This is a genomic window from Ruegeria sp. CDSB022 (assembly GCF_059611145.1).
Genome location: NZ_JBXWOZ010000005.1, coordinates 61,986 through 75,905, shown reverse-complemented (window position 1 = coordinate 75,905; position 13,920 = coordinate 61,986). Strand labels below are relative to the sequence as shown.

General features: G+C 59.3%; 13 protein-coding genes. 6 read left to right on the top strand and 7 right to left on the bottom strand.

All coding sequences use genetic code 11. The features are described from left to right. The first annotated feature begins 84 nt into the window (after positions 1-84). The 3 genes from AC2FIZ_RS10950 to AC2FIZ_RS10940 all read left to right on the top strand — a co-directional run bounded on the left by AC2FIZ_RS10950 (position 85) and on the right by AC2FIZ_RS10940 (position 2,252). On the top strand, positions 85-756 hold the full coding sequence (locus AC2FIZ_RS10950) for a YiaD family glycine zipper/OmpA-like lipoprotein (RefSeq protein ID WP_142637036.1): 672 nt from the start codon (positions 85-87) through the stop codon (positions 754-756). 115 nt (positions 757-871) lie between these two features. Next, a complete protein-coding gene (locus AC2FIZ_RS10945; protein WP_282021960.1) occupies positions 872-1,414 on the top strand; it encodes an NADPH-dependent FMN reductase in 543 nt (180 codons plus the stop codon). 49 nt (positions 1,415-1,463) lie between these two features. Then, positions 1,464-2,252 (top strand): HTD2 family dehydratase, encoded by a 789-nt coding sequence (locus tag AC2FIZ_RS10940; RefSeq protein ID WP_282021959.1) that lies wholly within the window; start codon positions 1,464-1,466, stop codon positions 2,250-2,252. Here the strand turns inward: AC2FIZ_RS10940 and AC2FIZ_RS10935 are convergent. Together AC2FIZ_RS10935 and AC2FIZ_RS10930 are read right to left on the bottom strand one after the other, a co-directional pair. Then, the gene (locus AC2FIZ_RS10935; RefSeq protein ID WP_282021958.1) at positions 2,244-2,723 is read right to left on the bottom strand and encodes a GNAT family N-acetyltransferase; all 480 of its coding nucleotides are present in this window, start codon (positions 2,721-2,723) and stop codon (positions 2,244-2,246) included. The two genes, AC2FIZ_RS10940 and AC2FIZ_RS10935, sit on opposite strands and share 9 nt — an antisense overlap. Beyond that, complete coding sequence (locus AC2FIZ_RS10930; protein ID WP_281973082.1) at positions 2,720-3,760, bottom strand: NAD(P)/FAD-dependent oxidoreductase; 1,041 nt, start codon at positions 3,758-3,760, stop codon at positions 2,720-2,722. Before AC2FIZ_RS10930 ends, AC2FIZ_RS10935 begins: the two co-directional genes overlap by 4 nt. 49 nt (positions 3,761-3,809) lie before the next feature. Between AC2FIZ_RS10930 and mnmC2 the strand changes: the two genes are divergently transcribed. Together mnmC2 and AC2FIZ_RS10920 are read left to right on the top strand one after the other, a co-directional pair. Then, positions 3,810-4,475: a tRNA (5-methylaminomethyl-2-thiouridine)(34)-methyltransferase MnmC2 gene (gene mnmC2 / locus AC2FIZ_RS10925; RefSeq protein WP_496791016.1), complete on the top strand. Its 666-nt coding sequence runs from the start codon at positions 3,810-3,812 to the stop codon at positions 4,473-4,475. Beyond that, positions 4,472-5,341 (top strand): DMT family transporter, encoded by an 870-nt coding sequence (locus tag AC2FIZ_RS10920; RefSeq protein WP_281995402.1) that lies wholly within the window; start codon positions 4,472-4,474, stop codon positions 5,339-5,341. The genes mnmC2 and AC2FIZ_RS10920 overlap by 4 nt, the downstream gene beginning before the upstream one ends. On the opposite strand, the gene AC2FIZ_RS10915 is transcribed toward AC2FIZ_RS10920, so the two are convergent. Further along, entirely contained in the window at positions 5,315-7,279 is a 1,965-nt protein-coding gene (locus tag AC2FIZ_RS10915) for a lytic transglycosylase domain-containing protein (RefSeq protein WP_281995464.1), read from the bottom strand. The two genes, AC2FIZ_RS10920 and AC2FIZ_RS10915, sit on opposite strands and share 27 nt — an antisense overlap. A gap of 133 nt (positions 7,280-7,412) precedes the next feature. On the opposite strand from AC2FIZ_RS10915, the gene dapA reads away from it, so the two are divergent. Further along, positions 7,413-8,285 carry a 4-hydroxy-tetrahydrodipicolinate synthase gene (dapA, locus tag AC2FIZ_RS10910; RefSeq protein ID WP_142637014.1) on the top strand — a complete coding sequence of 291 codons (873 nt, stop codon included), beginning with the start codon at positions 7,413-7,415 and terminating at the stop codon, positions 8,283-8,285. Positions 8,286-8,384: 99 nt separating this feature from the next. Here the strand turns inward: dapA and AC2FIZ_RS10905 are convergent, their stop codons facing one another. The 4 genes from AC2FIZ_RS10905 to pta form a co-directional block, all read right to left on the bottom strand. Further along, positions 8,385-9,257 carry a dimethyl sulfoxide reductase anchor subunit family protein gene (locus AC2FIZ_RS10905; RefSeq protein WP_281973086.1) on the bottom strand — a complete coding sequence of 291 codons (873 nt, stop codon included), beginning with the start codon at positions 9,255-9,257 and terminating at the stop codon, positions 8,385-8,387. After that, positions 9,257-10,006, bottom strand: coding sequence for a 4Fe-4S dicluster domain-containing protein (locus AC2FIZ_RS10900; RefSeq protein ID WP_142637011.1), 750 nt, complete (start codon positions 10,004-10,006; stop codon positions 9,257-9,259). Before AC2FIZ_RS10900 ends, AC2FIZ_RS10905 begins: the two co-directional genes overlap by 1 nt. Then, complete coding sequence (locus tag AC2FIZ_RS10895) at positions 10,003-12,816, bottom strand: molybdopterin oxidoreductase family protein (RefSeq protein WP_496791014.1); 2,814 nt, start codon at positions 12,814-12,816, stop codon at positions 10,003-10,005. The genes AC2FIZ_RS10900 and AC2FIZ_RS10895 overlap by 4 nt, the downstream gene beginning before the upstream one ends. 87 nt (positions 12,817-12,903) lie before the next feature. Beyond that, positions 12,904-13,917: a phosphate acetyltransferase gene (pta, locus tag AC2FIZ_RS10890; protein ID WP_281973088.1), complete on the bottom strand. Its 1,014-nt coding sequence runs from the start codon at positions 13,915-13,917 to the stop codon at positions 12,904-12,906. Between the last annotated feature and the right edge of the window lie 3 nt (positions 13,918-13,920).

The following is a 13,920-nucleotide window of genomic DNA, read 5'->3' as shown; positions in this document are numbered from 1 at the left end:
GCTTGAGCCTGCGGGGGGGCAGGGCGATATACTGTGCCAAATAATGGGACCCGGCAAACGGGCCTCTGAGCAGAAGGTGATATCATGACGATTTCCAAGCTTGTTGTTTCTGCTGGGCTTTGCTCGGCCTTGTTCTTGGCGGGCTGCACCGACCCTGGAACGCTGAACTTGCCCTCGGACCCCAACCAAAATACCAAACAGGGTGCGCTTTTGGGTGGGTTGGTTGGTGCCGGTGTCGGGGCCATTGCGAACGACTCGGATCCGCTTTTGGGTGCGCTGGCTGGTGGAGCAATCGGTGCAGCAGGTGGCGGCCTTATCGGCAATCAACTGGACCGTCAGGCGGCTGAGTTGCGCCAGCAGCTGGCAAATGACGGCATCACAATCGTCAACGCGGGCGACCGCCTGATTGTTACTGTCCCCAACGACATCACCTTTGACACCGACAGCTCGACCGTGCGGCCTGCATTGCGTTCTGATTTGGTCCGGGTGGGTCAGAATTTGGTGAGATATCCCAACTCGGCCGTTCAGGTCATTGGCCATACGGACAGTGATGGCGAAGCCTCTTATAATCAGGCCCTATCTGAGCGTCGGGCTAGGTCCGTGGCGGATGTTCTGCAAGCCAATGGTGTGAACGGGGCCCGTATCAGCACCATCGGATTGGGTGAGAACCGACCTGCGGCCTCGAATCTCACACCCGAAGGGAAGGCGCGGAATCGTCGAGTTGATATCGAAATCATCCCCAACGGCAACACCTGATGTGACCGGGCACCGTCAAGGTGTCCGTTATTGCACATTGACTGCGCGTCAACTGGGCTTTGGCTGGCGGTGATCAGGGGCTACCTTCTGGAAAACGCCTGAACGGAGACCTTTTATGTCCGAACCGATCCTTCTGAGCCTGTCAGGTTCGCTGCGCCAAAATGCCACCAACCGAAAACTGCTTCGCGAGGCGGCGCGGCTGTTTGAGCCGGGCACTCATATCGAGGCCGATCTGAACTTGCCATTATATGACGGTGATCTTGAAGAAGGCGAAGGGGTTCCCGAGACCGTCCAGGTTTTGGCGGATCAGATTGCCCGTGCGGATGCGGTGATCATTTCGACGCCGGAATATAACAAAGCGCCGTCCGGCGTGTTGAAGAATGCGCTGGATTGGGTAAGTCGCACCAAGGATAAGCCCTGGGCGAACAAGCCGGTTGCGGTGATGTCTGCCGCTGCGGGTCGTGCGGGCGGGGAACGTGCACAGATGATACTGCGCAGCTATATGGTTCCGTTCCAGACGCGCATCTTGCAAGGGCCGGAAATTCATCTGGCCGACAGTTCGAACGAATTCGACGCGCAGGGCAAGCTGGTTAACGAACGCTATGAAAACGCCCTTCGGACCTTGATGCAGAACTTGCGGTCAGAGGCCGGTTTTTGAAACTGCCGGTTTGCTTGCCCGTATGGGGCAGGCCGCCTAATCTTGCGCTATGTCGATGGAAATTCAGACAGATGTGATGGACGCAGCCCGTGCTGGCGCGTTGCAGGTGGCGCTTGGGAAACAGGCAACTGCGAGGGGCGGCACTGCGTTGCCGCCGTTTTTTCATCACCTGTATTTCTGGACTCCGCAGCCACCCGGCCAACTTGGGCGCGACGGACATCCCAAAGTCGGGGGCCTGATCCCCGATATGGGCCTACCCCGCAGAATGTGGGCAGGCGGACGCTTGGAGTTTTTCGCGCCTCTGATAGCAGGTCAGTTAGCCGAACGGCGATCGCTATGTGAAAGTTCGAGTTCGAAATCGGGACGCACCGGCCCCTTGGGCTTTGTCACGTTGCGCCACGAGGTTTGGCAGAGCGGTGCGCTGCGCCTGACCGAATGGCAGGATCTGGTTTACCGCCAAGACCCCTCGGCAGATACGGCCACCCCTCCGGCACCACTGGCCAGGCAGGATGAAACCGAACATCGCGAGCTGTCCTTCGACAGCACAATGCTGTTTCGCTACTCGGCCCTGACATTTAACGGACACCGTATTCACTATGACATCGACTATGCCCGTGATGTCGAAGGATATGCCGGGCTGGTCGTGCATGGCCCGCTTTTGGCGCAGCACCTGATGTTGTTTGCGGAAGATGTGATGGGCCCATTGGCGCAGTTTTCCTTCCGCGCAACCTCGGCATTGATGCATTTCGAAACTGCGAGCCTGTGCCGGAGGGGCAATACCCTGTGGGTGCGTGCGGCAGACGGGCGCCAATGTATGATTGCCGAAGCCTCAGCCTAAATGTTTCTGCATGGTAATAGAGGTCGCCCGGGTGAACCCGGGATGCGCCGTTTCCGCCGTTTTGACAAAGCCCATCCGGGCAAAGGAGGCATGGTTTTCGACCAATTCGACCCGTGTCTTCAGTTCCAGCGTCGCAAAACCTATTTTAGCCGCCCGCGCGGATGCCAGATCGACCAGACGCTGTGCCAGCCCCTGACCACGTCGGGTTTCGTCCACAGCCAGTTTGCTCAGATACAGACAGTCCTGTTTGGGTGTCAGAAAGACGACCGCATCCGGGCGATTGCCTATGATCCAAACCTCGTGGTCGCGGGCCTGTTGCCTAAGCGTTTCCTCGGTCAGGCGATGCATTGACGAGGGCGGGTCTATACGCCCCTCCATGAATGCAAAACTGTGGCGGATCAGGCGTAACACCTGTGGCAATATCGGATCGTCCGGTTGCAGGCGAACTGGGGTGTCGTCGAGGGAGGTCACAAAGAAGCCTCGGGTTGAAAATCTGCGGGGATTTCATCGCGCCCTTCAAGCACCAGTTCGGCCATGACTTCTGCCACTTTGGGCGCCATACCAAATCCGATCTTGAACCCTCCATTGGCGATGAATTCTCCGGCGTACAGCGGATGTGCACCCAACATCGGCGCACGGCTTTTGCTGCGGGGTCGGACCCCGGCCCAGCGTTCGATCACTTCGGCACCGTGCAGGACCGGAACCGCCCGTGTGGCCCGGTCCAGGACATCATCCAGCGCCGCATCGGTGCTGGTCGGATTGTCATAATCCCGTTCCGAGGTTGATCCGATGGCCAATGTACCATCTGCATGCGGGACAATGTGAACGGCATCTGCAAACAGCTGGGAGACGTCCCCGGCATCGAACCGCAGCAAAGCCGCCTGTCCCTTGACGCCATTGCCGACCGTTTTGCCAAAGGCGTCGTTCAGTTCTAGCAGGCCAGAAAGCCCGGTGGCGTGAATGATATGCCCTTGATTGGCCGCATCGGTTTTGACCTCAACCCCCATCACCGCCAGCGCCGAAACCAGTGCAGAACATGCCCGCCTTGGGTGCATCCGGGCGCTAAGCGTGTCGTGGATCACAAAGCCGGTAGGGCTGGGAGGACACCACGACCCGACCTCATCCATTGCAACAACGCGCCATTCGGCCCGCCCCTGCCATAGCTCTGCGGCGGTGACCGTACGTGCATGGGCCAGATCCAGCGTGCGGCTATCTGCGATGGGCTGCAGCCTACCCAACCGGGCATATCCGGCTGAGACGCCTCCGGTCGCCTCAACCTGTTTCCAGAAGGGTTCGGCCATGATCAGGCTTTCGAATTGAAAAGCTTTCTTGGCATTCCAATTCTCGGGCACATGCGGGGCCAAAGCCCCGACAAGGCCGCCGCTGGACCCGGCACCGGGGCCAAAAGGATCTATGACCTGAACTTTTGCGCCGCGTCTAGCGCAGGCCCAGGCGATCGAAAGGCCAAAAATGCCCGCGCCTCGCACCGTCACATCGACCATTGCCATTCCCCTTTTCCTTGTTCAGTGTCGCGCCGCTTAGCTACAGGATTCCCCGATGGCAGACCAGCGCGCCGAACTGACCTGGAAAGACGGGCAGATACCTGTCTCAGGCCGTTTCGACGACCCCTATTTCTCGTTGCAGAACGGGCTGGAGGAGACGCGGCATGTGTTTTTGGCGGGCAATGACCTGCCCGCGCGGTTTGCGCCGGGGTTTCATATTGCCGAGCTTGGTTTTGGCACCGGCCTGAACTTGCTGACTGTCTGGTCCGAATGGGAAAAGGCTGGCCAAACGACCCCGCTGACATTCACCAGTTTCGAAGCCTATCCAATGGCGCCAGACGACATGACGCGTGCTCTGGCCGCCTTTCCTGAGTTGTCCCCTTGGGCCGACCGGTTCCTGTCCCAATGGCAGGGCGGTACCCGCGATCTGGGCACCCTGCAGCTTGAGGTTATCGAGGGCGACGCGCGGTCCACCCTGTCCGCATGGTCGGGGCAGGCCGATGCCTGGTTTCTGGACGGGTTCTCTCCGGCCAAGAACCCCGAACTTTGGGGTGCGGACCTGATGCAACAGGTATCCGATCACACGGCCCCCAACGGGACCACCGCCACCTATACCGCCGCCGGGTTCGTTCGGCGCGGGTTGGAAGACGCGGGGTTCACCGTCACTCGCGCACCCGGCTATGGGCGCAAACGCCACATGACCCGGGCGGTGAAGCCATGACCCAACAGAACAACACTCGCGCCGGTATCGCGCTGATGATCGCGGCGACTGTGGTTTTTGCGCTGCAGGACGGTATCTCGCGCCATTTGGCCGGGACGTACAACACCTATATGGTCGTGATGATCCGCTATTGGTTCTTCGCAGCATTTGTCGTCGCTCTGGCGCTGCGTGCGCCCGGCGGTATCGCGGCCACGGCCCGCACCAGCCAGCTTGGGCTGCAAATCCTGCGCGGGGTGCTCTTGGCGGGGGAAATCTGCGTCGCAGTCTATGCCTTCACCATCCTGGGGCTGATCGAAAGCCAGGCCGTGTTCATCTGCTACCCGCTGCTGGTGGCGGCACTCAGCGGCCCGGTTTTGGGCGAGAAAGTCGGTTGGCGCCGTTGGTCCGCCATCGGCGTGGGCTGCATCGGCGTGCTGATCATCCTGCAGCCGGGTGTGGGCGTCTTTAACCCTTGGGCGGTGATCCCGTTGATCTCGGCCCTGATGTTTGCCGTCTATGGCCTGCTGACCCGCTATGCGGCGCGGCGCGACACTACCGCCACCAGTTTTTTCTGGACCGGCATCGCCGGGGCGGTTGCCATGACGGCCGTGGGCGTGTGGTTTTGGGAGCCTATGCAGGGCGGTGACTGGCTTTGGATGTGCCTGCTCTGCCTGACCGGAGTTCTGGGACATTGGTTGTTGATTAAGTGCTACGAAATGGCCGAGGCCAGCGCCGTGCAGCCCTTTGCCTATTTTCACCTGATGTGGAGCGCCATTCTGGGAATCTCGGTCTTTGGTGAAAGCTTGCGACCCGCGGTTGTTGCAGGGGCCACATTGGTTATTGCCGCCGGACTGTTCACCTTATGGCGCGAACGACGCCAGAGTTGACCCGATCAGTTCTTCGGAAAATGGCACCGGCAACGCCTGCTGCCCCAACCGTGCGCGATACACAGGCAGGCTTTCGGCGACGCGCATGACATAGTTGCGGGTCTCGCTAAAGGGTATGAATTCGATCCAGTCGACGATATCGGCCTCACCCCGGCGCGGGTCGCCATTGCGTTTCATCCACGAGATCGGCCTGCCCGGCCCGGCATTATACCCCGCAGCCATCATCACCACATTGCCGTTGAATTCTGCTGCCAGCTCGGACAGGTAATTCGCCCCCAATTTGGCGTTATATCGCCAGTCCGAAGTCAGTTTTCCGGTTTGGTGGCTGCTTAGAATGCCCATGTTCCGGGCCACAACTTTTGCCGTCGCGGGCATCACCTGCATAAGCCCGCGCGCGCCCGCGCCGCTGATGACAACCGGGTCAAACTCGCTTTCGCGCCGGGCGATTGCTAGCGTCATTTCTTTGGCCATGGGCAGGCCCAGATCTGCCACGGGATGAACCGGGTAATACGCGGCGGGCAGGACAACGCCGGTGGTCGCGGCGCGCTTGGCGATCATCACCGCCAGATGTGGTTCGTTCAGTTCGATGACCAGATCGCCCAGTTGGCTTGCCTGAACGGGGTCGAGCCCCTCAACCAGATGGGTCAGGAACCGCTCGGATAGGTTTGCCTCACCTGCGCGCAACAGCAATAGCCCCGCTTCCAGAACGCTGGAATCGGCAAATTCCGCTTGTTTCCAGTGCGGTGCCCTTCGCGGGTTTGCCAGATCGCTGTCGAAAGGGCGCCCTATCCGTTCGGCGGCAAGAAGCCCGTAGAACGAGGTCTGGTGATCAGCACCCATGGCATAGGCCTCATAAGCCTTTTCCGCATCCCCCTGCGCGGCATAGGCCCGACCCAGCCAATACCCGCCGCGTCCCTTGGAAATCGGTGACTGCACCGCGCCCGAGAAGTTCTGGAAATGCCGCACAGCCGTTGCCGGATCATTCAACCGACGCAGGGCAAGGAATCCGGAAAGCCATTCGAGATCGGCATAGGCATAGCCCATGTCCGGCGTCATATGGTGACTAGAGGCAATCTTGTATGCGCGGCTCATATCACCGTTGCGCATCTCAAGCCGGGCCAACCGGCGACGGCCCTCGGCCCATTTGTCTGGCTCGCCCAGAGCATCCGGGCTGGATGACCGCGCCAGCATCAGATCAATCGCACTGTCATCCAGTTCCTTTTTGTCTCGCCAGACAAAGCGGTCAAAGGCAAGCCCCGCCGATCCGGCCACGGAATCGGGAACCGCCCCTACTTTGGCATCAACACCCGGCGCACGTTTTTGCAATGCAATCCGCGCCTCGGCCAGCTTGCGCTGATCGTCATTCACCAATGGCAGCATTTGTCCTGCGCTGATCAGATGACCGTCCCACAGCATCCGGTCTAGCCGCGCCGCGTGGTGGGGTTTCAGCAATGTTTCAAAGTTCTCGATATAGTCTTTCTGCAGGCCCGATCCCATCGGCATCGTACGCCAGGCGGTAACGATATCCGCCTGCGCATCACCCTGCCGCCCTTTAGCCTTCAGCGCTACGGCGAAATTCAGCGCCCCTTCCGCCGTTTGCGGGGCAGTGCCGGCGTAGAATTTCAACACCCGGTCCGGGTCCGCCCCGGTAAAGGCGGGTTCGCTTTCGCGCCGTAACCATGCCAGCCCCGGCCAATCCGGCCTGCGGTTCAGAAATACCAGCACATCGCCCGAGCTTCCGAACCCCTCGCGCAGCCAATGCCATACGATGATGTCACGTGACACAGATCCGCGCGGGCCTGCCTCTTGCAGCGCTGCGTTCCAATCGCCCTTTCGCATTTCATACATGCCAGCGCGCAGATCGCCCACCGAGTCGGCTTGGGCCGGCCCGAAGGATGCCAGAATCACCGCTGTCAAAAGCGCCAGAACGCGTGTCATGCCTTGCATTTCCCAACCAACCAAGGATAGAGCCATTTAGGATAAACCTTGCGCCGGCGGGATCAACACACATTGCTAGGAATGTGATTGCCCAAGGCGCAAAAATTGCTAACCGCACAGCAAGGAGCGTGTCATGTTCAAAGGCTCGATGCCAGCCCTCGTTACCCCGTTTTCGAATGGCGAGTTGGATCTGGGCACGCTCAAACGTTTGGTGGAATGGCAAATTCAGGAAGGCTCGACCGGTTTGGTGCCGGTGGGGACCACCGGTGAAAGCCCAACCCTAAGCCATGAAGAACACGAAACGGTGGTGGCAGAAGTTGTCAATGCCGCAGCCGGTCGTGTCCCGGTGATCGCTGGTGCGGGCTCGAACAACACGGTCGAGGCGATCCGATTCGTTCAATTTGCGCAGCAAGTCGGCGCGAATGCCGCTCTGGTGGTGACCCCGTATTACAACAAGCCGACCCAGAAGGGCCTAATTCAGCATTTCCGCACCCTACATGATTGTGCCGATATTCCGATCATCATCTACAACATTCCAGGCCGTTCCGTCATCGACATGACTCCCCAGACGATGGGTGAGCTGGCCGAGTTGCCAAGGATCGTTGGGGTTAAAGACGCAACCGGAGATTTGGGGCGTGTCAGCCAACAGCGCGCCTCTTGCGGGCCTGAGTTTTGCCAACTGTCGGGCGAAGACGCCACGGCGCTGGGTTTCAATGCGCATGGTGGTGTGGGCTGTATCTCGGTCACGGCGAATGTTGCGCCCAAGCTCTGTGCCGAATTCCAGCAGGCCACCCTGCAGGGGGATTATGCCAAAGCGCTGACTTATCAGGACCGCCTGATGCCTCTGCATGAGGCGATCTTTATCGAACCCGGTCTGGTCGGGGCCAAATACGCCCTCAGCAAGCTGGGCCTATGCAGCGAAGAAGTTCGCTCGCCCCTGACCACGTTGGACGACAGCACCAAAACTACTATCGACGCAGCCATGAACCACGCAGGTCTGCTGTAACCAGGGGTGTTCTTGGCCTGATCCGATCTTCATCTGGCCAAAAATACCTCGGGGGATGAATTGGCCTGTCTGGGCCAAGAAGGGGGCTGGCCCCCTTCTTTACCGTTTGCCGTAATACAGACCCACGACATGCTCGGCCTGCGCAAAGAACAGCCAGCGCGAAACTGCAACGCCTGCCACATGCGACAGCGCAGCCAGAAGAGCGAAGAAGTGGTTGAACGGCAGGATCAGCAGGATGACCGGCAATAGGAAGGCCAGCACAAACGAGATGACCCGCAATTTGTCCGCATGTTTCCTGCCAACCACGTGGACAAATTCGCGCAGAAGATAGTTTGTACCTGTATGTGGAGGCTCAAACGCACGCACTGCCCCGCGCTGCCCCAAACCCGTAGCGGTGCCAAGGTTTGTTCCTGAGTTCGCAAATGCCTTATCCCCTTGCCACCAGTAAAATGTCTGCGCAACGGCAGCGACCACCAACAGAGGGACGGCAAGGCTGACCTGACCGGCCAGAAGCGAGCCACCGGCAAAGCTGAAGCTCAGAAACATGATTGGTGTCAGTTTCATGTTCCAGCGTGGGATTGTCTTGAGCTGGGTGTAGATCATTGAGGTGGTGAAAACTGTTGCCAGCGAAAACAACGCGCCAAGGACGCCCAGAACACCCCAACGCTGACCAAAGATGACAGCGCCCAGCGCGTAGAGGCCCATAAGAATCAAAGCGATCACTGCGCACCAACCCTCACGGCTGAGCCAGCTTGACCGCCATTGGGTGAATGCTTTCCACGCACGTTCAGGATGGCCCAGGTGAAAGGTCGAGGCCATCAGCCCACCCACCGACAGGCCAAAGGCCATGGCATAGAATACGAAGGCCACCCACCCGGTGACATCCGGCATCCCAAGGCCCAGAAAAAACAGCAGCCCAAAGCCCAGACCGGACAAGGTGGTGAAGATAATGACAGATGGGGCCGGATGCATCAGAGCTTCTCCAGTGTCTTGTCGAGCCAACCCAGAAAGCCCTTGGGCTCTTCGGCTACCGGGGCCAGAAGGGGCGCGAGAATGTCGACCTGGTCCTCGATCTGATCTTTAGGGCGAGGTGGCAGGTATTTGTTAACGGGCTTGGTGCCCATTTCAGGCATCAGATCCATGCCACCACGTTCGGCGACCAATTTGCTGACATCGCTATCTGCGTCGCCCAGATCACCGAAATGGCGGGCTCCGGCGGGGCAGGTCCGCACACAGGATGGCACGCGGTCCACTTCGGGTATGTTCTCGTTATAGATGCGATCCACGCAGAGGGTGCATTTCTTCATCACGCCCTCGGCCATATCCATCTCACGCGCGCCGTAAGGGCAGGACCAGGCGCAAAGCCCGCAGCCGATACAGTCGCTTTCATTGACCAATACGATACCGTCCTCGACCCGCTTATAGCTGGCCCCGGTGGGGCAGACGGTGACGCAGGGCGCGTCCTCGCAATGGAGGCAGGATTTGGGGAAGTGGATCAGCTGGGCGTGACCCTGTTCGGGTTGGACCTCGTAGGAATGTACCCGGTTTAGGAAGGTGCCGGACGGGTTGCCGCCATAAGCGTCCTGATCCGACAGGGGCGCCCCGTAGTTTTCGGTGTTCCAGCCTTTGCAGGATATCACACAGGCATGGCAGCCGACACAGGTGTCCAGGTCGATGACCAGACCCATTTTCTTGTCTGTGGATTGGGGGAGCTGGGTCATTTTCCTACCTTCCACGCCAGATCTTTTGGTCCGGTGCCGACCGGTGATTTGATCGGTTTGAATTCGGGCTGGCTTTCTGCATCCGAAGGTGGCGCCGCCTTTTCGATCCTGACCTTCAGGTCGAACCAAGCCGCCTGACCTGTAATCGGATCAGAATTGGCCCAGCGCATTCCATCGCCTTTTGACGGCAGCAGTTCGTGGATCAGGTGGTTCAGCAAAAAGCCTTTGGTGGCCTCTGGTGCGTCTTCCTGCAGGGCCCAAGCACCTTTGCGTTTGCCGATGGCATTCCAAGTCCAGACAGTATTTTCATTCAGCGCGGCCATCTCCATGACCGGAACAGTAATTTCCCCGTGCGGAGACGTCACTTTGGCCCAGTCGCCGTCCTGCATCCCGTGTTCGCGCATCAGTTTGGTTGGCACATAAAGCGGGTTGCGCCCGTGTAGCTGGCGCAGCCAGGCGTTTTGGGTGCCCCATGAGTGATACATCGCCATCGGGCGCTGAGTCAGGGCATTGATTGTGAAACCTTCATTGCCCTGCTGATCGGTTTCGTACCAGATCGGCAGCGGGTCCATGGTGTCCTTGAGGCGCTGGCGCAGATTTTCCGGCGGTTGCCGGTCCCCGTGGCCTTCGGCGGCCAGTTGGAACTTGCGCATCGGTTCTGAATAGAGCTGGAACAGATAGGGTTGCGGGCTGTCGTAGATACCCATCCCCACTGCCCAATCCTGATAGGCAGCGTTCCAGGGTTTGTAGTAATCCGCCCCTTCGGGGATATGCGCGACGTAGAAGCCGCCATTTTCGATGTAGCGATTTAGCTGGTCGGGGTTGACCTCGCCACGACCTTCTTTGTCGCCATTTTCGCCTCGAAACCCGGCCAGCGGGCCAATACCGGGTTTTCGCTGATGGTTAACGATATAGTCAGCGTAGTCTTTCCACTTCGGCGTACCGTCTTCGTTGGTAAAGCCTGGCAAGCTCATGCGGTTGGCCAGTTCCACCAGCACCGACTGAAAGCCTCGCACGTCGCGGTCGGGCTCGATCACCGGCCAGCGGATTGCGTCGGCGGCGGCGTCTGCCTCGCAGATCGGGCGGTCGAGCAGCGAGATACAGTCGTGCCGTTCAAGATAGGTGGTGTCGGGCAGGATCAAGTCGGCATAGGCCACCATTTCCGAGGAATAGGCATCGGAATAGATGATGTTTGGGATGACGTATTTGCCGTCTTCGGTCTTGGCGGTCAGCATCTCCATCACACCTTTAGTGTTCATGGAGGAGTTCCACGACATATTCGCCATATACATGAACAGCGTGTCGATCTTGTAGGGATCACCGGCGGCGGCGTTTGAGATTACCATATGCATCAGCCCATGGGCTGACATCGGGTTTTCCCATGTGAATGCTTTGTCGATCCGTTGGGGAGTGCCGCAGTCGTCCAGCAACAGGTCTTCGGGCCCGCGGGGGAAGCCTAGATGGGGGCCTTCCAGGGGTCTGCCGGGGCGGCGGTCGCCATGCGGGGTAGGGTGCGCCTCGACTGGTTTGGGATAGGGCGGTTTGAAGCGGAAACCGCCCGGAACTTCGACCGTGCCGAGGATGATCTGCAGCACGTGCAGCGCGCGGCAGGTCTGGAACCCGTTGGCATGGGCCGAGATGCCACGCATGGCGTGGAAGCTGACCGGGCGACCGATCATCTTAGCATGGGATTCGCCGCGGAAATCGGTCCATTCCTGATCCAACTCGATCGCCTCGTCAAAGGCGACGCGGGCGATTTCCGCCGCGATGGCGCGAATGCGACTGGCCGGGATGCCACAGCGGTCAGCCACGGCCTCAGGGGCGTGCTCGTCGCTTAGGTATTTCTCGGCCATCAGGTGGAAAACCGGGCGATGGGTGACGCCGTCCTTTTCGTAAGTAGCCGACAAGTCCGGGCGCACGCCCGGCTTGTCGAACGCAGTGAGTTCGCCTGTGGCCCGGTCGATCACCAGCGGTTTGCCGTCACTATCGCGCAAGAACAGACCCTTCTCGGGGCCTTCGGATGCGTTCACCAGAACAGGCGCGTTGGTATAACGGCTGAGGTAATCCAGGTCGATCTTGCCCGCCTTCATCAACACATGGATCAGCGATAGGATGAATAACCCATCGGTGCCGGGGGTGATCCCGACCCAGTCATCGGCCACAGCGTTATAGCCTGATCGGATCGGGTTCACACCGATCACCCGTGCGCCGCGTGCCTTGATCTTGCCGATCCCCATCTTGATCGGGTTGCTGTCGTGGTCTTCGGCCACGCCGAACAGCATGAACAGTTTGGTGTGGTCCCAGTCGGGCTGGCCAAACTCCCAAAACGCACCGCCCATCGTATAGATGCCCCCTGCTGCCATGTTGACGGAACAGAACCCGCCATGGGCGGCATAGTTTGGGGTTCCAAAATTCTGTGCCCAGAAGCTGGTGAAGCTTTGGCTTTGGTCGCGTCCGGTAAAGAAGGCCAGCTTGTGCGGTGCGGTTTCGTGCAACTCGTTCATCCAGCCGACGGCGGTGCTGATTGCCTCGTCCCATTCGATCTCGCGGAACTCGCCCGATCCGCGCGGGCCGACACGGCGCAGCGGTTTACGTAAGCGCGACGGCGCGTTGACCTGCATAATGCCCGCGGACCCTTTGGCGCACAGAACGCCTTTGTTCACTGGGTGGTCTCGGTTGCCCTCGATATAGGCGACCTTGCCGTCTTTCATGTGAACGTTGATGCCACAGCGGCAGGCGCACATGTAACAGGTGGTCTGCCGGATCTCGTCCGAGATTTTGGGCGAGGTGTCAATCACTGGCTGGTTCATAGGCGCCCCTGTAGTTTGCAGACCGGTATTCCCCCGAGTATTGCCGGGAACCGGAATAAAATTTGTTTTTCACGGACTTGTCGAGACTTATATTCCGTTTTCGCCATGTTGTGCTTGAACGGCAGTCACGGCGATCATGTGAAGGATGTCCTCTGCCGTACAGCCGCGCGATAGATCATTTGCCGGCTTGGCCAGGCCTTGTAGGACTGGCCCGATTGCCTCAACCCCTCCGATGCGCTGTGCGATCTTATAGCCTAGATTGCCCGCATTCAGGCTGGGGAAGACAAAGACATTCGCTTCGCCCTTCAGTGGCGAATCCGACGCCTTTTGCGCCGCAACCTCGGGGACAAAGGCGGCATCGAACTGCAGCTCTCCGTCGATCAGAAGGTTCGGATCTTTTTCGCGTGCGATCCGGGTTGCCTCGACGACCTTGGATACTTTTGGGTGTTCGGCGCTTCCCGAGGTGGAAAAAGACAGCATTGCCACACGTGCCGTGTTTCCAGTCAAAGCTGAATAGGATGCGGCTGATGCGCGGGCAATTTCCGCCATTTCTTCGGCGTTTGGATCCACCACCAGGCCACAATCGGCAAAGATGCGCGCGCCTTTGACCTCGTGATGATCCTGACAGAACAGCATGAGAAAAAAGCTGGATACCATTGTTGTACCCGGCGCTGTTCCGATGATCTGCAACGCCGCGCGAACTGTGTCAGAGGTGGTTTCAACCGCTCCGCCCACGGTGCCGTCAGCGATACCCTGATGCACCAGCATGGCGGCAAAGGTCAGCCGGTTGGTGATCTGTTGCCCTGCCTCTTCAAGGGTCATGCCCTTGTGCTTGCGGCGATTAAACAGCGCTTCAGCCAGTTCCGTGGTAATTGAGGAATGCGCCGGGTCAAGAATGTCTATCCGAGTGGGATCAAATCCTTCATGCGCATCCAGAAGGGCCGAAATTTTGGCCCCGTCGCCGATCAGGATGATCCGTGCAACGTCCTCTTTTACGGCCCTGACCGCACCTTCCACGACGCGGGGATCATCGCCCTCTGACAGGGCGATGATCTTGTCCGACGCGCTGGCCGTCCCGAGAATGGCGCGCAGCGGTTTCACGCG

Coding starts and splice junctions, on each gene's coding strand:
- AC2FIZ_RS10945 (WP_282021960.1), top strand. CDS start 872: ATGTCCGAACCGATCCTTCTGAGCCTGTCAGGTTCGCTGCGCCAAAAT.
- mnmC2 (WP_496791016.1), top strand. CDS start 3,810: ATGGCAGACCAGCGCGCCGAACTGACCTGGAAAGACGGGCAGATACCT.
- dapA (WP_142637014.1), top strand. CDS start 7,413: ATGTTCAAAGGCTCGATGCCAGCCCTCGTTACCCCGTTTTCGAATGGC.
- AC2FIZ_RS10895 (WP_496791014.1), bottom strand. CDS start 12,816: ATGAACCAGCCAGTGATTGACACCTCGCCCAAAATCTCGGACGAGATC.
- AC2FIZ_RS10905 (WP_281973086.1), bottom strand. CDS start 9,257: ATGCATCCGGCCCCATCTGTCATTATCTTCACCACCTTGTCCGGTCTG.
- AC2FIZ_RS10915 (WP_281995464.1), bottom strand. CDS start 7,279: ATGACACGCGTTCTGGCGCTTTTGACAGCGGTGATTCTGGCATCCTTC.
- AC2FIZ_RS10930 (WP_281973082.1), bottom strand. CDS start 3,760: ATGGCAATGGTCGATGTGACGGTGCGAGGCGCGGGCATTTTTGGCCTT.
- AC2FIZ_RS10920 (WP_281995402.1), top strand. CDS start 4,472: ATGACCCAACAGAACAACACTCGCGCCGGTATCGCGCTGATGATCGCG.
- AC2FIZ_RS10900 (WP_142637011.1), bottom strand. CDS start 10,006: ATGACCCAGCTCCCCCAATCCACAGACAAGAAAATGGGTCTGGTCATC.
- AC2FIZ_RS10940 (WP_282021959.1), top strand. CDS start 1,464: ATGTCGATGGAAATTCAGACAGATGTGATGGACGCAGCCCGTGCTGGC.
- AC2FIZ_RS10950 (WP_142637036.1), top strand. CDS start 85: ATGACGATTTCCAAGCTTGTTGTTTCTGCTGGGCTTTGCTCGGCCTTG.